Here is a 23,366-nt window from a genome sequence, read left to right as displayed (position 1 = left end):
ACAGATAATTATGAGTAAACAAAATATACCAACCATTCGGGCAGAGCTGTATGTATCACGAAAAGAATATATCACACCACACTATATCCGTGTTTTTCTAACCGGAGAAGATGTCCCCAAATTTGCCAATACAACAATAGGCGTCAACAATAAAATTATGGTACCCCCGAAAGGTATAAACCAAATACACTTCCCAGATTATGACTATGAAAAAATGGAATGGGTTCAACCACCTGAAGAGCTCCGTCCTTCTATCCGCACATATACACATCGTGGCATTAATCTGATCACCAACGAAATATGGATTGATTTTGTCGCACACGGTGACGAAGGCCCTGCTTCTGCCTGGGCAATTTCTGCCCAAAAGGGTGATGCACTGGGTGTACTGATGAAAGACGGAAAAAGCGAATTGTATCCCCTAACAGAAAATTACATATTACTAGGTGATTCAACAGCAATCCCGGTACTGTCTGCAATCCTGGAAAGTTTACCACCGACAGCAAAAGGAATCTGCATGATTGAAGTCCACGGCAAAGACGATGAACAAGAGATTTCAACAAAAGCAGCGATTGAATTTATCTGGTTGCACAATTCAAACCCTCAGACGGGTAGTAAGCTGGCAACAGAATTAAAACAACTTGTACTGCCCGAAGAGAACCGCTTCGCGTATGTTGCCGCCGAATTTTCTTCTGTTAAGGAAATTCGCGCTTATCTCCGAAAAGAGATGGCCTGGCAACGGGAAGAACTTTATGCCTACTCGTATTGGAAATCAGGTGTGGCAGAAGACCAATCCGTACAAGACCGTCAAAAAGAGAAAGAATCAGTTTAGAAAACCAAAAATGGACAAACAAAAGCAGATTATCCTAACGGAAAAAATGCCACGCGTAATGTGGCAAATGTCATGGCCGGCGATTATTGCCATGGTATTGTATGGCTTGAACAATTTTCTAGACGGCATATTCGTCGGTCACCTCATCGATAATACTGCTCTAGCTGCAGTTGGTGTAGCCTATCCACTGGCACAATTTGCGCAAGGATTCGGAACTTTAATTGGAACAGGGATCGGTTCTGCGATTAGTATTTGGATTGGTGCTAATGAAAAAGATAAGTTAAACAGGGCTTTCGGAACCGTAAATTATCTAACGCTGGTCTTTTCTATTCTCATTACCATACCGTGTTACATTTTTGCTGATGAGTTACTTTATATGATGGGAGGACGGGGTGAAATACACACCTTAGGAGTAGAATATTTCAAGGCAACCATCCTGGGAAGTTTTTTTTGGATACATGGATTAGCTCTCAATATGATTATTCGCGCTGAAGGACGAATGAAAACGGCAGCATGGATGATTGCTGTTGGACTGATTGTTGACGTAGCCCTAAAACCTATATTTATTGAAACCTTTGGTTGGGGAGTAGCCGGAGCAGCCTGGGCAACTAACTTGTCTATGATTATCTACACACTATTAGGCGTTTGGTACTATACCAGAGGTAAATCGTCTTTCCAGACACTTTTTTGGTCGCTAAAGAAAGATAAGGCGATACTTAAAGAAACACTATCTCTGGGGATGCCCGGGTTTGTGATGATGATTATGATTGTTATTCAGAATATTGTTGTCTTCAATGCTCTCGCAAAATATGGGAACGAAATGGACATAACATTTTTCACCGCGGTCAATCGTTTCTACATCCTCCTGAACACTCCTCTTTGGGGACTCATGCGTGCATTGCAGCCGGTTGCGGGAATGAATTACGGGGCTAAAAACTACAGAAGAAGTATCAGTGCTTACCGTCTATTTTCATTTACAGGATTACTTATCCTTTTTCCCTTTTGGTTCTTTGTTATGCTATATCCCTCTCAGGTAATGGAAGTTATGATTCCCGACACTCCCTTTTCTATAGAACAACTGACTGATTTCCGTATTTATATGAGCATCCTGTTAGCACTTCCATTTGTTTTTATGGCTATGGTTTGGTTTCCGGCAATTAACAATGCGCGCCCTGCAACTGTAATAAGTATTTTGCGACAAGTCGTCTTTTACATCCCAATATTACTTATTGTTCCACCACTCTATGGTGTTAGCGGCATTTATATAGCAAGTGCCGCCATTGACTGGGTTATTTTCGGGATGGTTATTTATACTTTTTCCCGAAACTCCCGCAAACTTACTCTAGCTGAATCAACTATTCCAAAATGATCTAGACTTTTAACTAATCTATGATTTAAATACATCAACATGGAAGAAAAAACAGACTTTAGCGAACTCTCCAAACAATTGCGTTGCCCTTCGGGAGAACATGCAAAAGAAGTTGGAGACAATATGTTCCAATCGAATGGTAATATGATCTTTACCACTATAAATAGTCTCGCACTGGAAAACCAATCTATTATTCTTGAAATAGGGTTTGGCAACGGGAAGCATCTCCCAAGGTTATTCTCAACAGCAGAGAATTTATCGTATACCGGAATTGATATTTCCCGTGCGATGGTCGATGAAGCAATTGCAAACAATCAACCATTGGTAACGACAGGAAAAGCACAATTTGAACAGGTTGACGGTTCAGGTACTTTACACTTTCCCGATTCCACCTTCAGTCATTGTTTTACGGCAAACACGCTCTACTTCTGGGAACATCCCCAACAGCATTTCGATGCGATTTTTAGGGTCCTGCAACCCGATGGTATATTTGCTCTGGCTTTTGTCGAAAAGAAGTTTGGTGAACAGCTACCTTTTACGAAAAGTGAATTCACTTTTTACGAAAAAGAACAGGTAGAAGTGTTTATGCAAAATGCAGGTTTTCGGGAAACCCATTGTCATACGTATTTAGAAGAGACGCAAAGTAAAGACGGTCAAAAAGTGAATCGACCCTTTCTGATTCTGGTGGGAAGGAAATAACCAATGGTTTCTTTTGTCGTGCAAATACACAACAAGGTTGTTTCTTTTTAAAAGAATTTCAATAACTTGCGGTTATACATGTTCACTTGTAAACAAACATTTTTCGCATTAGTTATTACGGTTTGTGTACCGTTTCTACTCACTGCTCAACAGGCAGATGAGTCGGCAAGATCGCTATTCCATTATCCCTGGCTCCACAAACATTTACCGGTGTCGGAACTAACCACTTACGAAGGAGAAAAAACGAAGTTGTTCGAACCGGAAAGCGCCCGGCTTTATGTGTTCAACTTCTGGTTTTCGGACTGCCCTCCCTGTTTGAATGAAATAAGCTGGTTAAATCGTATTGAACAGGAGTTTAAAGGCAAAAACATACGGTTTATCGCTATCTCGTTTGATGATAGAGAAACACACAGCGAAATCATCCATCACCATCCCTTCTCCTTCGAACAATTTTATCTCGATCGCAATGAGATCTATACCAACCAACTGGTAATGGGGTTTCCGACTACCGTCATTACAGATGAAAAAGGAACTGTATTATACAGTAAAGCCGGAGGAGCTGCAGATGAAGAAGGAGCGAAGAAAATTTATTTTTTGCTAACCGAAGAATTAAAAAAGTATAGTAATGACAAATAAAACCGGATCAACGCTCTGGGTCCTATTTTTCACAGGTTGTGTCCTTCTTTTCCGGACTGTTAGTTATTCCCAAACAGGTGATTACTACAATTATTCGGATGAAAAACTGGAACTGCAATCCGGGTATCTTCAGGAGTCCATTACCTGTCATTTTCACCTGCCTGAAACATACGCTTCTTCGGATTCATCAACGCGTTACCCGGTTGTCATCCTGTTTGACAGCCAGCATGAAAAAACTTATCCTCACCTTATTAACGGAATTGATTTGCTGACCAGTGAATCACAATTTCCCGAAGCAATCATTGTCGGAGTTCCATTTACGCGGCAAAACCGCTATTACTTCACTTCTGCTCACAAAAACAAGGGAGATAGCCTGTCAGGAATAGAGCGAATGTCTCTTTTCATTTTTGATGAACTTGTCCCCCGCCTTCGGGATCAATACAAAGGGAATGATTTTCTGGCTTTAATCGGACATTCGCGAACCGCATTCCTCGCCAATTATTTACTCGCACAAAACAATTCGGACGTAGACTTGGTAATTGCTGCCAGTGGATTTTACAACAACGAACCACTGGGAACAGAAACCATGAAAAAGTTCCTTTCGGGAGCAGCCAGCTTTTCTTCTCCGGTTCGGTATTACTTTTCTGCCGGAACTTCTTTAGAGGAAAAAATCTACTACGATCAGTGCTCTGAAATTGCAACATTTCTGCGTGAACAACCCAACTCTCCCCTCCTGAACTGGCAATTCATAGAAAATCAGTATGCCAATCACATGCCGAATTACTGGCTTACTGTGCCTGTAGCACTCATGGACGCTTTTTCAGCGTACAACTTTATTCTGAATAACTGGTTTTCCATTACCAATGGAAAAGAAAGCCCGGAAAACCCGATAGAACAATTTAAGAACGATCTGGAGTACTGTTCGAAACAGCTCGGCTTTCAGGTCAATCCCGGCTTAACGCAATTATTCTCGCTTGCCAATACATTTGCCCAAAAAGAAGATTACAAAACCGCTATCGATTTTCTGTTACTGGGACATGCCTATTATCCTGATTACACAGAGTTTGACGAAACACTTGCTTACTATTACGGTGAAATGGGAAATAAAGAAAAAGCTGCTTTCTGGCAATCCGAATACGACCGGAAAACGGGGAAGTAATCATTTCAAACTTCGAAAAAGGGGTTTTCCCTCATGCGACTAAATGTTTATTGCTCTAAATTTGTCAAAAACAACCCACATGAAAACATTTTTATTGTTTGCCTTAGCCATCTGCTGTTCTTCTACTTTCACATACGGGCAGTGTACACCCGAAGTAAGCGCCACACAAAACGGACCATTTCCGTCGGAGCTATACTTTCCATACATAAATATGCAGAGCGAAGCAACCCTGACACTTGTGTTTCCTTCAGACACAGTGTTTGCGGGGTTTACTGTTCCAAAAGATTCAATTACTATTGTTGATGTCATGAATCTTCCTCAGGGGGTTGAATACTTATGCGAAAACACACTTTGTTCTGCATACTCCTCACCTGCCAGTCAGAAGATCCGAACTTGTCTTCATTTTTATGGAACAGCTGAGGATTACTGTGATTCTATAAAAATTGCAGTCCAAACACATATCACTTTTCTTGGTAGTCCTATCTCTCTGGATGACACATTAAACGTTGTTTTTCTGGTTACAGATCCTCTTGGAATAGAAGATCAGGTTGCCAGTCAAATAACCGTGTACCCCAACCCTGCATCAGAAAAACTTACTATCCTGTCTTCTGCACAGGAAAAAGAAATTACTTATCTGCTATGCGATACCAAAGGTCAACTTATCCGGAGAGGTCGGACAACACAAGAGGTTTCTCTTGAAGGACTGACACCCGGAATGTACATCCTTAACTTTCCGGAAACTTCAAGCAGAATACGATTTATCAAAGAGTAGCAATATACCTAACAAGAAAGTCCGGACAATTGCCCGGACTTATATATATACTACTATTTCTTTAAGAGAATTGATTTAATCTCCTGTATTCACTTCCGGTCTTTTGAGCAGGTAATACCCTAAGGCAAGAGCAATAATGATAGAAGCAACTCCAATATTCTGAACACCATCACTATGTCCAATATCCAATACCAGTAGCTTTCTACCTATTGCAATCAGCCCGATCAGTAAAATGCTTTGTACCTTAATACTGTGTTCTCTGATATAAATATTGAATGTATCAATAAGCTCTATCGCGATCAACACATTAAAAAACACAGGGATAACCAATGCAGTCTGTTCTTTTGTGATCAGAAGACGGTCTGTCGTATCATCCATTACAATCAAAGCTTTTCCAAACTGATAAATCAATTCGATCAACTCCACGGCAATGTACAGAACAACAATCCCCGACAGGATATAAAAAACGCCTGTTTCTATTTTCTGAAGTTTGCCTCCCTCTTTCATATTCCGATAAATTTGAACGGCTTCGAATCAGCGAACTGACCTGAGGATTCTCCTGAATATGTCTTATTATCGGACAAATCCAATTTACGTACACTCGCCCCTTTATCAAAGTTCACTTTTTTCAAATCCACCCAAAACGTATTAGGAGTTAGTGCTGTCTCAAAATAATATACCTTGTTCTTCTGGTCAGCAACTACCCGCCATTGGGTTGTTGACAAGTTGGGAAATCCTTCGATTGAGAAACCGTAAGGAACAGAAACATTTCTGATCACACTAAAGACCCCGGCAACTGCAACACGAATATTACTTGTCTGAGGAATAGCATTAATAAAAAATGCTGCACGCACAAAACGGTCTGATGCAGTAACAGAGCCGGGCAAAAAGGACTTCCCGGGAATTTTCTCCCAGTACTTATTGATAGCCAGCTGCTGCTCAAACAACGGATCATTTGTCATTACCGTATAGGATGCATCGTGGTGAATTACCAATTTCCCTCCTACATATTCGAATATCGCATTGTCTCCGGAAGCATCAGAAACAGAAAGGTGAACAGTTGTAAATTTCTCCGTTCCCGGAATAAAATCAGAAACGATTACAAACTCTTCTTTCTCTAAAGCTGCAACAGCTTCAGAAACTGTCGCAAAATTGTCCAGTACATATTGTGCCCAGGCAGAAATTGCTAATCCCTTTTTATTTCCATCCTTGTTAAATTCAGGGTATTCCGATTCCACCAACCATAACATATTCGCAACAAGACCTTTTTCATTCATTCCGTCCGGAGTAGCAATATCCCACGAGCTGGCCACTACACTTCCATATTTGGAAACCCATTCGATGGAGTTCGGTCCAACAGCACCATCCCTTTTCATTCCACGTGGAAATACCCAGAGGTTCGCAGGAATTTCCAAAGAAAAATCCATTGTTCGACCTGTTATTACCGTATTTTCAGGACCCTTATATACGACACGGGTACATGCGTTTGATTTCACGACTGAAAATGAGAAAAGGCCTGACAAAATAAGACCATAAACTAACTGTTTCGCTTTTTTCATTACTATGCGGTTATGTATTTATTCGTTTCGAACCTGAAAAAACAGGTATTCGTCTATTCTTTAATTCAGGAAATAAGGTTTAGTATCAAACTAAAGCATAACACTATAGTTTTTCTCCACAGGTATGCTCTTTATTCACTAATTACTATGCTAACATACGAAAAAAAAGCATCTGTTCAGAGAAAATAAATTTAAGTTTTCGTGAAGTAATCCGTACTATTCAGGGGAAAGAGCATTAACTCTTCTACTTTCCTCTTCGTATTACTTTCACAACCAGATAAAAACTAAACCGCCAGATCTGTTTCGTCTTTTCTGGTTTCAGTCAGTTTTCTTCTGGCAAGAATAGCAAGACCAAAAGTTAAAACACCTAATCTTCCTGTAAACATGACAAAAACAACAATAAACTTTCCCCAGAAGGTAAGCTCCCCGGTGATCCCGGTACTCAACCCGACTGTACCGATAGCAGAAGTCACTTCGAAAAGGATCTGATGCAAAGGGAAATTTTCCGTAAACGCCAATAAAAAGGTCGCAATGAAAATCAGAGAAGCATAAAGAATAAAGGCAGAAGTTGCCACATATAATCGTTCCTGAGGAATTATCTTCCCGAATAAAGTCACCTGTCTGTTATTGCGAATCCGGCTCCACATGATTGCCAGCAAAGCCGTAAATGTCGTAGACTTTAATCCTCCTCCGGTTCCGGAAGGAGAAGCCCCGATATACATCAGGAAAATAGTGACCAACAAAAGAGCCAGTGAGAAATCCCCGATCGGGACGGTATTAAACCCCACTGTTGTGAGTGCAGACATGGCCTGAAAGAACGACACCAGCAACCTGTCTTCTCCCACCTGTCGAATGGATGGTTCAAACCAGTAGATCAAAGCGGTTCCTGTCACGAGAAGTAGTGTGATAACCCCAAAAATTGTTTTTGTTGTGTATGTAATCGTTTTTGTTTTTCCAGTCAACCTATTCCAGAAATCAGTAACTACTATAAATCCCAACGAACCGGAAATTGACAAAACCGAAAGCGTACCTGAAACAAATGCGTTCCCGGAAAACTGTTCAAAACTATCATTATACAATCCAAAACCGGCTGTACAAAATGCAGAAACACTATGAAAGATACTACTCCACACAGCAAAAGCGGGTTCTTCTCCTGATCTTGTGAAAGCAATGTATAAACATAACGCTCCAACTGCCTCAATAATGATTGTAAAAATAATCACCGATTTCAGAAAGTCTCTGATCTGAAATCCTTTCGGCATGGAAAATTCTGCATTTAACACGCGTTGGTGCCAATGTGTCAAGTGACTCTTCTTGGACAATAAAACGTAGGATGTAAAAGTCATATACCCGATTCCTCCGATCTGAAACAACAACAGAATCACAAATTGGCCGAACCAGTTATAGGTATCAAATATACTTACGGTTACCAAACCTGTAGTTGAAATGGCCGATGTGGCAATAAACAGGTTATCCATCATCGACACGGGCTGCTTATGCAGGAAAGGAAGGCACAACAGCAACCAGCCAATACTGGTGTACATCAGAAAACCGTACAACAAATTTTGTTGGGGAGAAAGTGAGAGTTGAAATTTTCGATATCCTTTTCCCAGTCTGTTCCATTTCATTTGACCCCTGTCATTGTTCTCTTTTCCGGGAAGTTTATGCACCTGTTCCATTGTTTGATGTTAGTGATGAAAATACCGGAAATAGCAATAAATTGAAGCTCCTGCAACAATCATAAGTAAAGTAGGAATGACCAGGTATCTAATCTCCCGGTACCAATCCTGAAAAGAATGGTAAGGTTCACCAGTTCCTTCATCGTAGAAAAAATTCCATTTCATCTTTGTCCTGTTTTTTTCACAAAGTTCTGATGAATCAGATCTGTAAAAAATCAAGAATTGGTAGATGGAGATAAAGATTTTATAAAGGTTGCTGAAAACGGTACCCTACTCCGCTTTCTGTGACGATATATTCCGGATGATTCGGATTGTCTTCTATTTTTTTCCGGAGTGTTCCTACAAATACACGTAGGTATTGTGTTTCCTGCTGATAACTATATCCCCAAATTTCTTTCAAAAGAAGCTGATGCGTCAACACTTTTCCCTCATTCTTTGCAAATAAAGCTAACAGATTGTATTCGGTTGAAGTCAACTTTATCATCTCCCCGGTTTTCTTTACTGTACGGGCAATCAGATCTATTTCTAACTCTCCTGCTATAACAACCGAATGATTTTCTGTATTCTGACTGCGCCGGATTGCCGAACGAATTCGCGCTAATAATTCTCCCGTCCGAAAAGGCTTGGTCAGATAGTCGGTTGCCCCGTTATCCAATGCAGAAACAATATCTTCTTCACTATTCTGAACCGAAAGCATGATGATTGGTTTATTATACCATTCTCTCAACTCCTGTAACAAGAGATGTCCGTTTTTGTCCGGTAAACCGATATCCAGCAAAATCAAATCCGGTGGGTGTGTTGCGGCCAGTGTAAGCCCTTCTTTGGCATCTGATGCCTGCACCACTTTGTAGTCATTGCTTTCCAGGTTAATCCTTAACAGCTTTCTGATCTGCGGTTCATCATCTATTATCAGTATTTCAGCTTTATTCATGTTCCGGATCTACGTTTTGTGAAAATTCACTGGGAATTTCGATGATAAATTGTGCTCCACCCTGTGGTAGGTTTTGCAAGGTTACTTTTCCGCTCATAGCTTCTGTAAAACCTTTAACAATAGAAAGCCCAAGCCCTGTTCCTCCTGTCCCTGTCCGGTTCAAACGATAAAATTTGTCAAACACAAGGTCTATTTCCTCTTCCGGAAAACCTTTCCCACAATCCGCAACAGTAATCCGACAGTACAAGTTTACACGTTCCACGTCAATAGAAATTACAGTATTTTCAGGAGTGTACTGAATCGCATTGTAAATAAGATTGTGAAGGATTTGTTCTACCAACCCTCCATCTAACCTGAATAAAGGCAGGTTTTCCCGCGGAACAAATTTAATTGTATGATTACGACTATCTTCCCTGAGATCATGAATAACGGTAAAAACCAACTCATTCAAATCACACCAATCCTTCTTCGGTTGAATGATCCCGGCCTCCAGCCTACTCATACTTAACAGGTTTTCCACTTGTCTGTTCAGCCTGTATCCTGCTGTTTCAATTTCCGAATACAATTCATTCCGCATGTCTTCGGAGAGTTGGGTATTATTATCTTTTATAGTATCAACAGAACCGATAATAGTAGCAATAGGCGTTCTTAACTCGTGAGATAGCGAATTCAATAGCGTGTTATATAATTTGATCGCATTGGCTTTCTTTTCCTCATCCTGTTCTTTCTGTTCGTACTCTCTTATTTTGTACGTCAAAACCGCGTTGATAAAGGCAATTACAAAATACATCAGGAACATAAGTCCATCTTCTGCTGTACCAATATGTAAGGTAAAAACAGGAGGAATGAAAAGGAAATTCCAAATCAGGGCGCTTAATAACGCCGAAAGCATTACCGGAAGGATATCAAACAGTATTGCATTAACAGAAACAGCCAGCAACAGAATCAGGGCAACCGCTCTGTAACCAATCAAATCAACGACAAAAAAGCACAAAACAGCTGTAAGCAAAATTAACAGAATGCTAATAGCATACTGCTTTTTCCGTTCATACATTCTGGTTTTGGCTACTCTCAATCTTTTTAACACGAAGTTAGTGATTGGTCTATAAAGATTTTGTAAAAATTTGTGTGTTGATGCCGAAGGCGGACAGATTTAAAAATTGTTTCCTCTTCTCGTATACCATCGATACTCATTTCTGAACGACTAATTTTTGATGAACCCGGGTTTCTCCGGTAATAAGCTTACAGGTGTACATCCCTACAGACAAATGAGTAACAGGAATTTCTGTTGTATGTGTTCCGGAAAGCACTCTTTCCTGACCTGAACGGTACACCACTTTTCCCGAAAGATCCGATACCTCCACATAAGCCAGTGTTTCCCTCTCCGTTGTATAACTCAGGGTTGCTTTTTCAACGGATGGATTGGGATAAAGTGTCACTTCTGAAACAAGCGGATCATACTCCTCTATACCGGCTATGCAATTCCCGGTATTCAGACGTACGACAGGGGCTTCCACAAAATTATTCGTCGGTACAGGTGTAACCATTTCTCCGTAAGTTGCACCAACTACGCTATGGGATAAAGTATAACCGGAAAAAGCGATGGGAACTTCATCCCCTGTAAAAAAACAAGCCACAGCCAGAATAATCTCTCCGGGCTCCACATACAACTCAGTCTCTAAATATAAATCTACAAGACCGCCAAAATCAGAAGATTTCAATGCGTATTCATATGAAACATCTATGTAATGATATTCCTCATTGAGAGGATCATATTTAAAGAGCATTGCGAAGACAGTGTTTCCAATATAGTTTTCTTCTTGCTCCGTCGGGGCAATCCCTACTTGTATACCGCAAATGGCTGCGCTCTTTAAAATTTCATATTTTACTCCGATCCCCGGATCAAACAGGGACGAAGACCATCCTGTAAAAGCACCTGATATGGATTCGGGGGTTCCGTCGTACTGATCAACAGCCATGCTATAATATCTTGGATAACCATAATTATTTACTACTTTAAAAGGGAGACGCATTGTATCGTCTAAAAGATACTCCATGGTTTCGTCTTCCGTTTGGACCACAAGAATGCTTGCGTTTTCATCTCCGGTTGTAATCGTTACCTCATCCCCTACACTATACCCTACTCCCGATTGATTAACCAGTAGTTGTGTGATTACACCGTTTCCATCGGTTGTAATATCAACCGTGAGTCCGCTTCCTGTTCCTCCCACCACAGGAATATTGACTGCATCCGTATACGCTGTGCCTCCGGTCAATGTTTCGTCATCTAACGAAACGACCATCCCCCTTATGCGGTTTGCATCCTGTACTCTGAAGGTAAAGTCATACTCCCCGGGAACAGCTGGAACAGAATACCCCTCATTCGTTGCGATATACAGGGAATCAGCAGCAAAAGGAGAAATAACCGTCACAGGGCTTAACTGCTGAAAACCTGACGAATTAGACACCTCTAATTCTACCTCCACCTGTTCTCTTCCAAAATTTTCAATTTCCGCACCAAAACTCATTTGGACTGCCGCATCAATCAGCTCAGATCCCAGAATCGTATACTGTGTTCCGGTCTCCCCAATTGAGGTGTATACCCTTTTGATGGACATGTCTTTCTGATAGCCTTCAAGAATACGCAAATTATCTACAAACCAACCGTACGAAAAATAGGACGTTTCCTCCCCATTCACACCTCCATTCCAGTACAAACGAATTCGAACAGCCGAAAGATCTCCTGACAGGTAGGGTGACAGTATAAATCTTCGGGTCATGGGACGTTCATACGGAAGACCACCAAACTCGGTCACGGAAAACTGGTCATTATTTAACGCGACTGTTATCCAGTCTATTCCGTTTAAGCTGATCTGTACTGCCTGACTATCTGCAAACCAGGCGCCGTATTGATCAAACTCCAGATAAGGTGCCTCCACTCCGGTAAGGTTAATGGTTTCGGTACAGGTAAGTGTAAAGGGTCCATCATTGATCTGAGTCCCCTCACTTCCATCATTATTCACAAAACGAGCGAAGTTCCCGGAAGTCCCCATGTCTCCCGTGTCAAACGCCCAACTGTTTGAAACCGTTGTCCCCAAAGACCAACCGTTATGCTCATAATCCGATCCGGGACCTGCTGCCGTCCATTCGCCGGCATCTTCAAATTCGTTGGACCAGATAACATCTCCTCCCGCCTTTTCCATGTGAGAAGCAACCGGAGAACCGGGTTTCAGTTTACCTGCCGGGCGTTTTATAAAACCGGATTGTTCCCTGACAGTCATCTTATGACCTTGTTGGTATTGTCCAAACAAAATTCCGGTCAGAACCAGAAAAGGTAAGAAGAGTAGCTTTTTCATGTACAAGTATGCTAGATGAAATGCAAGATACGTAAAATTATTCTTCCTCTTTCAGGGTTCCCCGATACCGGTCATTCATCATCTTGATGTAAGCTTCTATAGGAACCAATCCTGCTTCTTGCCTGCGACGATTTAATTGCTCCGGTTCAATCACAGGTTTAGGTTCATAAGAGGTGGAATCACTGTTTAGCTGCATTTGAGTTCCGTAGACTTGCTTTTCTCCTGTATTTATGTTGACCCGGTCAACTAAGTAGGCATAGTACAAAAAGCTCGCATTTTTCCTGTCTACCTCAATTTTCATTTTTTTCAGAACTTCCCGTTGCAACTCTACTTGTTTATCCTGATGTTGTACCAGATTCCAGAACGCATCTGAATAGTTGGTATCGACCCTGTCATACCCCGGAAAGCCTATCGTTTCTGTTATTTTCCGGATTTCAGCTGAATTGATACTGTCCACTTCAAGAATTCTGCGTTCTATGGTTGTCCGTTTGTATTCATTTGTATCCAGCTCATGATTCAGGTAACTTCTTAACTGTCCTCTACACTCCTGATCCATCTGATACATTTTGTAAATACGTCCCTGTAATTCCTGATTAATCGTATTTTGGTTAAAAGCAAAAAAGGGTATCACCATAAAAACAATACTAATACTGCGCATATTCTCTTTTTAGTTGTTGAACTTTTAAATTCTTATGATACTATCTCATGCACCATAACGAAATAACGATTACTGCGGACAGTACCAGCAAACATCCTTTACCTGACGTTTTCTTTTCCTCCTGTCGGTCCGAACGGATCGAGGCAATTTTTACAAATCGGGATGCATCCCAAACGGGCGGTTGAAATTGATACCCCGTTTCATGCATCACTTTGTACGTTCCATCCATTCCAAAATGGATCTCTTTTCCATTTTCAGATATAGCGTATTGATGTGAACTCCCCCGATCGTCTCCATCAGGAAGTAACTGGACTAGTTTTGTATAACTTTCTGAACTAAATTGGCTGAAATCTCCCGTTTCCTTGTCGAGCGTCAATTCATCATTCGCATAAAACCATCCCACCAGATCCTTTGAGTTTGTCAAATCAGGAGCCATAAGTGCACTATAGAAAAATACAAAAAGCTCATTGGTTATTCCCTCCGGAAACGCAATTATGAATTCTGACTCTGTATCATTCGTGTATACATCGGCGCTACTTATTTGCATAGCATGAACCAGCTCAACCACCACATCGTGTAAGCTTTGTTGCTGAACATCTTTTAAAAGGATAAAATTCTCCGTCATTGTGCTGTCGTTTTACTTTTCCAAAATTCCCTTTTTCACGCTGTCTTCGAGCAACTGCTCCGCATAGCTCCAAAGTTCTTTTGAACCCTCCTGAATTATTTTCTTTTTGTCATATACTTGTTGGTAACGCACACCAAATTCTTTCCATGTCCCCCCATCGTTTGAAGTATTCTGCAACAACGGTTCCAATCTGTCCATGGCTCTGGCAAATTTTGCTTCTTCAGAAACACCTTCTTCAAACTCTGTCCAGATTTCAATAAACTCTGCCGCTTGCTTTTCGGGCAAAAGACCAAAAATCCGTTGTGCCGACTTCAGTTCTTCCTCCGTATTTTCATGATTTTTATTCGGATCATAAATAAACGTATCTCCTGCATCAATTTCGACAATATCGTGAATCAGAACCATTTTTATGACCTTCAACAAATCAACTTCCGCGTCTGAATAGTCACTTAACACCAGTGCCATCATAGCTAAATGCCAGCTATGTTCAGCGTCATTTTCATTTCTGTCACTGTTAAACAGCCTGGTACGCCTCCTGATGTATTTAATTTTATCTATCTCTTTTATAAATGCGATTTGCTTTGCCAGATTTTCACTTGTCATATTTTCTATCTTGTTTTGCGTATCCTGAGCAGTTTATTTTACCCTCTCTAAATTTTATATTCTTACGAAAAACTTGTTTTTCTAATATACCCCAGGATAACCGGAGTTAAAACTAAACTCAGGATTGTGGCAGAAATTACTGTCACAATCAGGTTTCCATACTGCCTCCAATCAAGTCCGGTAATAAGTCGTAGTGTAACAACCCCCACTAATAATGCACAAATAGTTATCCAGTATTGCCAATCAACGTTTTTTGTACTTTGTTTATCTTCAGGAAGCTTATAAATCGCAAAAGCAATTACAATCCCACCAATTAAAGTAGATGTATGTTGCAATATCTTTAGAACAGGAACCTGTACCCCAAAGAAGTCTACTGTATTTGTAAGTACAGGAATAGTAGCTGCGAAATAACCCTGATCATGTGTAAAACTATCCCAAAAAAGATGGGATACCGAACCTATAAAAAGAGATATGATAACAACATACGTGTTTTTTCTAAAGTATTCGTTCCAACGAAATTGTCTGAATCGAGAAAATCGTGACCGAAAAAAAACCGGAAGATTATCAAATAAACTTTGCTTAACGACCTTATGAAAAAGAAATGCAAGTAATAAACCTAGCGGCAAATCAAACCAAAAAAGCCCACCGATTGTATGACTATAGTTACTTTCTAAGTTCATCCGTAAAAAATACTCAAAGTCCGGCACCAGACTTCCGATTACTAACCCTGTCAATGAAAACCATTTTCCCGGAAAATAAGTCAGCGGCAATATGATTGCCGGATGTGAAAATGTAAATGGCATTTATTCTACGTTCATTTTATCCGTTTGGTGATAAAGATAAATGATTGGTTTCACATTGAAAAAAGAGCGTATCAACCTGATCGAAAAGAAACGGATAATACATCACCACTCCCCTGTCTTCTACCAATTCGTATGCGACATTTACCACATTTAATTAAACGTTACCGGTATGGAATACCGTATCATCCTGATACTATCGTTGAACGCATCAGGTTTCCAATTTGGCATTTGACTTTCAAATTTTAGTTTGATCTTTTCAAGATATGCAGAATCAGGTTCACAATCTGCATCGGAAAGCACAGAAGGCTTAAAGTCCGAATCATACACTTTTCCAGTTGAATCAACTGAGAATATAATAAACAGTCGTACAGGACTGCACAATTTTCCTGTTTCTAAGGTTTGAACAAATCCTGAAAGAGAATAAAAAAAGTAATGACTTGAGTTATTCGGCTCAAGAGTATCCATCCCTTTGTTAACACTATCTTTTGTTGACACACACGATAGTAGAAAAGAAAACAACGGTATGACGAGTGCTAATCTCATAGTACCCCCCTTTTTTAAACAAACGATAATACAGTAGCAATATTGCAGGTTTGTTCTGCAATTGGAAAGTACAACTTTCACCTGGTACTAGAATACCTTCATTGCATTATTATTTCTTCAATACGTTCATTTTGCGCTTTGTTCTGGACATGTTTAGAATCTTCAAACAATCTGGTCTCTTTGAGCGATGGAAATATTTTTGTCGCCCGTCTGATCATCTTCTCTCCGGGAAACAGGATGTCGTGTTTCGCTGCGAAAATTGTAATGGGTGTTTTGATGGTCTTTGCTTTAGTAGCAGCAATAACCGGAACGGGAGTAAAGTCCATTTCAAACGCCAGAAAAACCCTGGAGAGAAAATCAATCGCAAACGGGTCTCGTTCTGTAAATACTGCGGCCAGGAACTTCTCAACGTACTTTGGCTTTTTTGTTCTCATGTATCGCTTCATGGGAATAAAAACCCTGAACAGAGCTTTTAATGGATTTCCGTTAACAATATAAGCGGGAGCACTCAGGTAGACTGCTTTAATTTTGCGCTCGTCATATTCAAGCGTTTTCAGTATTACTAAACCACCAAATGAAAATCCCGCCATTGTAACAATATCCAGATTCAATTTGTCGATGATTTCATTCATCCATTTACCATAAGCATCCCCTTTCATGCTTAATCGCGTCTCAGCGCTCTTATTGGGTTGCGCCAATACGTCCACCGCATAAACTCTGTATGATTTAGTAAGATTGCGATAGGTTTCAAGTGCAATCGGCGCACAACCGTTCGAACCATGAACCAGAATGATGGGTGGATTTTCGGCATTTCCGGTAACCAGTATATTCGTAGTCCCGAAACTTGTATTTACCTGTATGGATTCAACATCCATATTAAGGCTGTTGAGTTTTTCATCATAGAGTTGAACTATTTCCGCCTTCCCCTGTTCGGATTTAAATAATGATTTCATTCCGTATTGTTTTGAGATTACACCTACTTTTTACAACCAAGAAGTACTTCTATCATCACCGGTTTTCGAAGTTATTTCTATTTTTAGGACAAATTTACTAAAAATAAGTAATTAGGACATGTTTACTAAAAAAAATACCAAATCAAAAATACTAACCGAAGCAAGGAACTTATTCAACGAGATGGGATACAGCAATGTGACCATCAGGATGATTGCGCTGCAACTTAAGATGAGTTCCGGAAATTTGAACTATCATTTCAAAACCAGGGAAGATATTCTGGAGGCTTTGTATTTTGAGATGGTGGAAACATTTGATGCAAGAATCGAACAGTTAGGAGAGCATGAAATAACACTTGAAACCATAGCACAGGATATGTACAAAAGTCTGGACCGGATGATTGCATATCGTTTTTTCTGGACCGATTTATACAATCTCCTTCGCAGCAATGAAAAGATAAAGGCACACTTTGAAGGTGTCTATTCCAGCCGGTACAAAGGGTATGAATTTCTGTTTGAATATTTACACCAGAAAGGCATTATAAGAGATTTTGAATTCACCTCCGAAAGACAGTTTTTGATTGAACACATGATCGGGTTCAGCAACACATGGCTTTATAATTCTTTCATTTATGATATAAAGGTTGATGACAACTATATCCGTCATCAAACCACTAATTTATTGATGATGCTGTATCCGTATTTCACCGATTTTGGGAAAAAACAATATGGGGAGTTGAAGTTGGGGGATTTGATGTAAGTGAGACGTGATAAGCACAAAGTAGTATGGCATGGTGATTAACAATACTGCCTCATTCCAGGTTTGTTATATTGAGTTCAATTTTCTGTCCGTCCTTCAATTCGCTTATTTGAAATCCTAAATCTCCTGTAAAAGAAATCAATTCCGTAAAGCTTATTTTTCCAATATTAGACTTTTCATATTCCCCACCGATAACCGCTGGAATTTTCAAACAGTATTTCTGGTTTTCCATTAATTCTCCGAGTCCCGATTTTGCTATTTCTACAAGATTGGTCATTTCCCAATCTTCTACAAATTCAGGATTAATCAAAAGTTTATCAAATTCCGATTTCGATTCTGCAACCTTTTCACAACTTACCTCTTCGGGGCAAATTCTCCAATACTCACCTGTATCCGTTGTAAAAATCACGTTACCAAAGTCATTCGTCTGAACAATTTCAATTGCATTAAACCCTTTCCAATTCCAATATTTGTTTATTTTTTTGATCATTCTCTCAAATTTAGGTACAACGATTCTGAATATAAAAAGTAGCGGATTTTACCCACTAACTTTTCTGCTAAATAAGGGTTCTAAATTTTCACTTATTCAAACTTATGCATAACACCCTGTTTTACTAGTAGTTACATAGTTCATCATTTAACTTTGCAGATACACAACCAACTGAAAATCCTTACGGATTCTCAGAGTTGGCGGGAACAGGCAATTACTTGTGGTCATTGTTGGCAATAGTTATTCTTTACCAAAATTTCCACCAGGGCTTTTTGTCTAGATAAGTTTCTTCAGTTCTAATCTCTTCCGATTGAGTATTGATTTCTTCTTCCTGTTTAAACGAATATCTAAAGCATTTTGCACCCAAGTCGATATCATCAAAAGATTCTCCCAATGTTTTTTCAATCAAATGGTAAATTAATTCCGATTTGTCACCTTCATTTTTTTCAAATTCAAATGGTTCACCCTCATCCTCACTCATTTCTTCTGATTCCATTATGGAACGAATGAGTTCATCATTTTTTGTATAGTTAATAGTGAACATCATTGTCATTTCCGACAGAACGAATGAAAAAGCGGTTTGATTATTTGCATAAAATTCAAATCCACCAATTTCCATAGATAATAATACCAGTGTTCCGTTCTTTGAAAAATATACATCACAATATGTGTCTTCTTTCCAACTCTCAAGAGCTTCTTCAAAGGTTACTTCTTTTTCAAAAAGTAATTTTTCTCCGATAACAGACTCAAGTTCTGCAATATTATTTTCGTAATTCTTGTCAATTACAAGTCCTGAAATGTTTAGTCCCATAGTTTTTTAATTATTGCCAATGTATTTGGCTATGAGTAGTTGCGTTTTAGATTCGTGATTTATCTACTTGTGATAAAGATTAAAAGTAAGAATAATTCTTCTTGTTAACCAACACAAGCAATTACTTATGGCCATTGCTATAAAATGTTTTTTACCAAATAAATAGTCTCCATATCTCCAAAACAAAAATTAGTATTGAAATCTGTGAAATAAGGGTCATTTTAATGTTTTACGACGGTCCCGCGTATGTGTATAGTCTCAAATCGGTACAAACAATAGCGAGCCGTTATTATATTTGTTATTTTCTGTTCATAAATATACTAACTGCGAGCGGAATAGATCTACTGACGTTTCACTTTAACACTTCAGCCCGTATCTGCTATAGCCGATGTTAGCTACCGTATTTTTATTCAAGTTTTTTGTCCTTAAAGTTCTCGCTAAATAGCTTATCAATAGTCGATTTCTGTTGGTTAATGATAATCAGTTTTGTTTTGTCTTTTAAATCTATTGGATAAGCAAATTCTTGTTTTGAATTGAATTTCCAGTTTTTCAGTTCTTCAAACGTGTTTTTTATAAGTTCCAATTTATTCTGATGGTCAGAAGAAACGATGATGATTTTTGTTATTGGAGTGGTTTTCATTCGTTCCAAGGCAATTTGTGTTAATGGAACTTCCGATTGGGAAATACTGGAATAACGGTAGTTTTTTCTAAAAAAACTGAAATCGTTTGGATTATCCGTGATTACATAACGGTTGGTTAATAAATTATCTAATTCATTCAGCCAAACTGAAAATTTCCTATCATAAATGGCAATATATTCATCTATAAACCTTTTGTCTATTGGTTTGTTTTCATCTAAATATTCCTTAACGAGCGGATAAATTTCCTTTGCCATTAAGTTGATATATTTATTGAAATACCAATCTTCTTTATCTGTGGTTCCGTTTAATTGCTCAAAAACAAAACCATTTCCCAAAGCGGTTGCCAGTGCTTCATTCAAAAGTAAGTAGGCATATTGACTATTTTTTGATGGATTGTCATCAAACCAGGTTTTTATTTTTTGTTTAAGCTCCAGCGATTGTTCATTGTAAACGGAATGATAAATTTCGTGCATCAACACACTAAACAAAACGTCATTTTGTTTGAATTTTAGCGGAACTTCACTAATAGCATTATTCAAAAATGCTGTTGCCGTAAATCCGTTTTCTTTTATGGATGGAATTATGGCAATATCAATCGGAATAGAAATATCCCAATCGGCATTATAAAAGGTTAGTCCTTTTTCAAAGAAAAAAGAAAGATTAGCTTTTGCGACATAGTTTTTTAACTCATCAAGCTTAGTTTCAAACTCGTTTTCATTGGGTATGAAAACAAGTTGATTATACACAATCTCAAATTCAGAAATTATGTTGCTTAGTGGTAACAATTCTGAATTTGGAATAATTCCGAAAGTCTTTTTTTTGAATTCAGTTATAGTTTTAGAATGGATTAAATTTCTTTCAATGAGCGATTTCGTCATAACTGGTCTTTTTTGACCAATCGGATAACCTTGAAAATTGTAAGATTCGTAAATGTTTAGTGTATCTAATTGATTGATTAAATCGTTATAGTGCTTTTTATTAAACTCCGATTCTTTAAAAACCTGTTTGTATTGATTGTCAGGATAATTATTGGAAAGTTGTTTAACAAAGTCGTATGTTGCTAATAATTTTGAGTACGTAATTTTAATCTCGGGTGTATTTTGTGAAAAAACAAAATTTGTCAAAAACAAGGCGAGTATTATCTGGATAATTTTTACTTTCATTAGATTTCTACTATTTTATGGACGTTTCAATAATATGACAGTTAATGGTCTCGGCTATGAACAATTGGGGATTTTAAGCCCTAATTGTTTATTACCATTATTGTGCATAGCTTTTTTATTCAGTTGCTTTACCTAATAAATAGCCAAGTATACAATTCCACCAATTATTAATGCGGTTTTAATCAATTCATATTATTCGGTTTTGCTTACCTATAACTTGTTATTAAACCAAATATATCAAAAACATTATTTTTAACGATCCTACTGGATAGTTAAAAAACTAAGTTTGAACCACAAAAATTAACGAGGTTGTAGCAATGATTTTCAGGTATAGTGGAAGTTTCAAGGAAATAAAAAAGGGACAAACAAGCTATTTTACTCATTTGTCCCATCTGGTGACCTCAAGCGGGGAAACTTCTAACTTTTTACTAGAAGATTTGGAGCAAGTAGCACAATTAAAAATGATTGAAAAACATGAAATTTCAATAAAACTAGAAGTATAACGTTCCGGTGCTTTGCGTTCGGGTGGGATTTTGAAGCCGAAACGTTCAACTAATCTACAAATTTCACTAGAAGTACAAAACTTGAATTTTACATTTCAGCCCGCGTGACGCAAAACTCGTATTGGTGGCAATTATTATTCTCTATTAGGTTCGGGAAAAATATTTTCTTGCTCCATAGAAAATATGACGCTAGTTATTTTCCATTCATTTTTAATTTTAACAAGTCCCCAAGATTCTTTTCCCCATAAACCTTTTCTACCTCCTGCCCAAAAACTAAAATCAAATGTTATTGAAGCTATGTTACCATCTGTATCAATATTAACATTATAAAATTTTTCTTCTTTAATTGGACCTTTAGTTGTGTTTCTAAACCAAGTCTTATAATCTGCTATTTTATAATTCAACGCGTTTGTATCTTTTTCGATTCTTTTTTGTTGAGTTTTATCTTTATAAACACCGACCCAAGTTACGTTACCATCATAAAATAAATTATAAAGGCTAGTACTGTCTTTGGTTTTTAAACTTATCATAAATGTATCTAAAACTTTTCGAAGTTCCATTTTATGTATTTCAAGTTCTGATTTGTCTTGGGAGAATACAATGTTATTACTTATAAGTAATATGCTTATTGTTAATAATATACTTTTCATTTTGCTTTTACTTTTTTTATTTATCTATAATTATGCTTAATTTATTTCTACGCTTCTAAGTTATAATTGCCATCAACAGTCAAGTATAAGCGTAGTGCGGAATTTCGGAGCGATTCACTGTCAGCTTACCAATATGTTTGTTAATGGTCAATTCGTTTAAATTTAGCACTTTTGCCCGCACCAGGCTTATACAATGTTGGCAAATCGTTATTTTTCAATATAGTGTATTATCTGTCGCTTTATTACTTGTTCATTTGACCTAAAATTTCAACCTTTCTCAACCATTTTTCCCTAAAACCTTCTTTAGAAAGTCTTATGGGTCCAATAGTAGTAATTCTCACTTTTTTCACTCCAATGTAATTTAACGTTCCCTTTCTCATAGCATTGTGACTGGGGTTTCCATAAAACCATTTGTAATACCAAGCAGGTTGATCTAATGTACAAATTATTCTTGCAGTTTTTCCTGTAAAATGCTTGTCGCTAAACAATGAATTTTCCCTTTTGTTAAAAGCAAATCCCGGAAGTAAAATTCGGTCTAAAAAACCTTTCATTATTGCTGGCACAGAACTCCACCAAACAGGATATATCCAAACTAAATGATCTGCCCATTTTAATTTGGTTTGAGCATCTAATAAGTCTGGCTCTAATTCTGTTCGCTTTCTATATCCAAATTGCAGGTTTGGGTTGAAGTTCAATTCTCTGATATTAATTTCTCTAATTTCAGCATTTGATTTTTCAGCACCTTTTTTGTACGATTCTGAAAGTCCAAAATTGAAACTTTCTTTGTCCGGATGTCCATTTATAATTAGTATCCTCTTCATCTTCTTTAGAAATATTTTTTGATTTTATCCTCAAATGGCGTGGCTGATACATTTTCAGTTTTGAAGAACGTATACAGAAGAAAACAAGCAGGCATCGTTAAAAAGGCTGAACAAATAATAAAAGTAGCCACACTACAAAAAATAGCTAAGGTTTGAGTGCTAATTTCCCCTACATATGAAGCAAGATAATCTTGGTGTTCGATAAAATAATTATGAACAGCTATTGCGTAATCATAAAAGCGAATCGAAAGCTCGTAAAGTAACCACGTTGGGTAAAACCATTTTCTAACAGGTTCCCACCACTTTCCAAAAATTGATTTTCGTTGTTTGTTTTTTTCTCCCATTTTTTGATCTTT

At 38.3% G+C, this 23,366-nt stretch carries 26 protein-coding genes; 7 read left to right on the top strand and 19 right to left on the bottom strand.

Features of this window, described 5'->3' with window-relative positions:
* Window positions 1–10 precede the first annotated feature (10 nt).
* The 6 genes from ABDZ97_RS12735 to ABDZ97_RS12710 all read left to right on the top strand — a co-directional run bounded on the left by ABDZ97_RS12735 (window position 11) and on the right by ABDZ97_RS12710 (window position 5,464).
* Entirely contained in the window at window positions 11–829 is an 819-nt protein-coding gene (locus tag ABDZ97_RS12735) for a siderophore-interacting protein (protein WP_343788252.1), read from the top strand.
* A gap of 10 nt (window positions 830–839) precedes the next feature.
* On the top strand, window positions 840–2,198 hold the full coding sequence (locus ABDZ97_RS12730) for an MATE family efflux transporter (RefSeq protein WP_343788250.1): 1,359 nt from the start codon (window positions 840–842) through the stop codon (window positions 2,196–2,198).
* Between the two features lie 39 nt (window positions 2,199–2,237).
* Window positions 2,238–2,897: a class I SAM-dependent methyltransferase gene (locus ABDZ97_RS12725; RefSeq protein ID WP_343788248.1), complete on the top strand. Its 660-nt coding sequence runs from the start codon at window positions 2,238–2,240 to the stop codon at window positions 2,895–2,897.
* 78 nt (window positions 2,898–2,975) lie between these two features.
* Complete coding sequence (locus tag ABDZ97_RS12720; protein ID WP_343788246.1) at window positions 2,976–3,533, top strand: peroxiredoxin family protein; 558 nt, start codon at window positions 2,976–2,978, stop codon at window positions 3,531–3,533.
* On the top strand, window positions 3,523–4,692 hold the full coding sequence (locus tag ABDZ97_RS12715; protein ID WP_343788244.1) for an alpha/beta hydrolase-fold protein: 1,170 nt from the start codon (window positions 3,523–3,525) through the stop codon (window positions 4,690–4,692). Before ABDZ97_RS12720 ends, ABDZ97_RS12715 begins: the two co-directional genes overlap by 11 nt.
* Before the next feature lie 79 nt (window positions 4,693–4,771).
* On the top strand, window positions 4,772–5,464 hold the full coding sequence (locus ABDZ97_RS12710) for a T9SS type A sorting domain-containing protein (RefSeq protein ID WP_343788242.1): 693 nt from the start codon (window positions 4,772–4,774) through the stop codon (window positions 5,462–5,464).
* Between the two features lie 75 nt (window positions 5,465–5,539).
* On the opposite strand, the gene ABDZ97_RS12705 is transcribed toward ABDZ97_RS12710, so the two are convergent.
* From ABDZ97_RS12705 to ABDZ97_RS12645, 13 genes are all read right to left on the bottom strand, one after another.
* Window positions 5,540–5,971 carry a phosphate-starvation-inducible PsiE family protein gene (locus ABDZ97_RS12705; protein ID WP_343788240.1) on the bottom strand — a complete coding sequence of 144 codons (432 nt, stop codon included), beginning with the start codon at window positions 5,969–5,971 and terminating at the stop codon, window positions 5,540–5,542.
* On the bottom strand, window positions 5,968–7,023 hold the full coding sequence (locus tag ABDZ97_RS12700; RefSeq protein ID WP_343788238.1) for a linear amide C-N hydrolase: 1,056 nt from the start codon (window positions 7,021–7,023) through the stop codon (window positions 5,968–5,970). The genes ABDZ97_RS12705 and ABDZ97_RS12700 overlap by 4 nt, the downstream gene beginning before the upstream one ends.
* Window positions 7,024–7,307: 284 nt before the next feature.
* Window positions 7,308–8,702, bottom strand: coding sequence for a TrkH family potassium uptake protein (locus ABDZ97_RS12695; RefSeq protein ID WP_343788236.1), 1,395 nt, complete (start codon window positions 8,700–8,702; stop codon window positions 7,308–7,310).
* A 9-nt stretch (window positions 8,703–8,711) separates the two neighbouring features.
* Window positions 8,712–8,867: a hypothetical protein gene (locus ABDZ97_RS12690; RefSeq protein WP_343788234.1), complete on the bottom strand. Its 156-nt coding sequence runs from the start codon at window positions 8,865–8,867 to the stop codon at window positions 8,712–8,714.
* A 79-nt stretch (window positions 8,868–8,946) separates the two neighbouring features.
* On the bottom strand, window positions 8,947–9,633 hold the full coding sequence (locus ABDZ97_RS12685; protein WP_343788232.1) for a response regulator: 687 nt from the start codon (window positions 9,631–9,633) through the stop codon (window positions 8,947–8,949).
* Window positions 9,626–10,687: a sensor histidine kinase gene (locus ABDZ97_RS12680; protein ID WP_343788229.1), complete on the bottom strand. Its 1,062-nt coding sequence runs from the start codon at window positions 10,685–10,687 to the stop codon at window positions 9,626–9,628. Before ABDZ97_RS12680 ends, ABDZ97_RS12685 begins: the two co-directional genes overlap by 8 nt.
* 136 nt (window positions 10,688–10,823) lie before the next feature.
* Window positions 10,824–12,989 carry a T9SS type A sorting domain-containing protein gene (locus ABDZ97_RS12675; protein ID WP_343788227.1) on the bottom strand — a complete coding sequence of 722 codons (2,166 nt, stop codon included), beginning with the start codon at window positions 12,987–12,989 and terminating at the stop codon, window positions 10,824–10,826.
* Window positions 12,990–13,026: 37 nt separating this feature from the next.
* Entirely contained in the window at window positions 13,027–13,647 is a 621-nt protein-coding gene (locus ABDZ97_RS12670) for a DUF6624 domain-containing protein (protein ID WP_343788225.1), read from the bottom strand.
* Between the two features lie 40 nt (window positions 13,648–13,687).
* Window positions 13,688–14,272 (bottom strand): hypothetical protein, encoded by a 585-nt coding sequence (locus tag ABDZ97_RS12665; RefSeq protein ID WP_343788223.1) that lies wholly within the window; start codon window positions 14,270–14,272, stop codon window positions 13,688–13,690.
* A gap of 12 nt (window positions 14,273–14,284) precedes the next feature.
* Window positions 14,285–14,875 (bottom strand): HD domain-containing protein, encoded by a 591-nt coding sequence (locus ABDZ97_RS12660; RefSeq protein WP_343788221.1) that lies wholly within the window; start codon window positions 14,873–14,875, stop codon window positions 14,285–14,287.
* 62 nt (window positions 14,876–14,937) lie between these two features.
* A complete protein-coding gene (locus tag ABDZ97_RS12655) occupies window positions 14,938–15,678 on the bottom strand; it encodes a DUF4184 family protein (protein ID WP_343788219.1) in 741 nt (246 codons plus the stop codon).
* Window positions 15,679–15,828: 150 nt separating this feature from the next.
* Window positions 15,829–16,221, bottom strand: a complete 393-nt coding sequence (locus ABDZ97_RS12650) for a hypothetical protein (RefSeq protein WP_343788217.1) — start codon at window positions 16,219–16,221, stop codon at window positions 15,829–15,831.
* Between the two features lie 98 nt (window positions 16,222–16,319).
* Window positions 16,320–17,174, bottom strand: a complete 855-nt coding sequence (locus ABDZ97_RS12645) for an alpha/beta fold hydrolase (RefSeq protein ID WP_343788215.1) — start codon at window positions 17,172–17,174, stop codon at window positions 16,320–16,322.
* A gap of 118 nt (window positions 17,175–17,292) precedes the next feature.
* On the opposite strand from ABDZ97_RS12645, the gene ABDZ97_RS12640 reads away from it, so the two are divergent.
* A complete protein-coding gene (locus tag ABDZ97_RS12640; RefSeq protein ID WP_343788213.1) occupies window positions 17,293–17,931 on the top strand; it encodes a TetR/AcrR family transcriptional regulator in 639 nt (212 codons plus the stop codon).
* 52 nt (window positions 17,932–17,983) lie between these two features.
* On the opposite strand, the gene ABDZ97_RS12635 is transcribed toward ABDZ97_RS12640, so the two are convergent.
* The 6 genes from ABDZ97_RS12635 to ABDZ97_RS12610 all read right to left on the bottom strand — a co-directional run bounded on the left by ABDZ97_RS12635 (window position 17,984) and on the right by ABDZ97_RS12610 (window position 23,354).
* Window positions 17,984–18,421, bottom strand: coding sequence for a T6SS immunity protein Tdi1 domain-containing protein (locus tag ABDZ97_RS12635; protein WP_343788211.1), 438 nt, complete (start codon window positions 18,419–18,421; stop codon window positions 17,984–17,986).
* Between the two features lie 247 nt (window positions 18,422–18,668).
* Entirely contained in the window at window positions 18,669–19,232 is a 564-nt protein-coding gene (locus ABDZ97_RS12630; protein ID WP_343788209.1) for a hypothetical protein, read from the bottom strand.
* A 406-nt stretch (window positions 19,233–19,638) separates the two neighbouring features.
* Window positions 19,639–21,036, bottom strand: a complete 1,398-nt coding sequence (locus tag ABDZ97_RS12625) for a hypothetical protein (protein WP_343788207.1) — start codon at window positions 21,034–21,036, stop codon at window positions 19,639–19,641.
* A 637-nt stretch (window positions 21,037–21,673) separates the two neighbouring features.
* Window positions 21,674–22,189, bottom strand: coding sequence for a nuclear transport factor 2 family protein (locus ABDZ97_RS12620; RefSeq protein ID WP_343788205.1), 516 nt, complete (start codon window positions 22,187–22,189; stop codon window positions 21,674–21,676).
* 242 nt (window positions 22,190–22,431) lie between these two features.
* Entirely contained in the window at window positions 22,432–23,010 is a 579-nt protein-coding gene (locus tag ABDZ97_RS12615; protein WP_343788203.1) for an NAD(P)H-dependent oxidoreductase, read from the bottom strand.
* Between the two features lie 5 nt (window positions 23,011–23,015).
* Window positions 23,016–23,354, bottom strand: coding sequence for a hypothetical protein (locus ABDZ97_RS12610; protein ID WP_343788201.1), 339 nt, complete (start codon window positions 23,352–23,354; stop codon window positions 23,016–23,018).
* Between the last annotated feature and the right edge of the window lie 12 nt (window positions 23,355–23,366).

Source organism: Wandonia haliotis, from assembly GCF_039523435.1.
GTDB lineage: Bacteria > Bacteroidota > Bacteroidia > Flavobacteriales_D > Crocinitomicaceae > Wandonia > Wandonia haliotis.
Note: the sequence above shows the minus strand (reverse complement) of the source record. Positions and strands in the feature narration are given on the sequence as shown.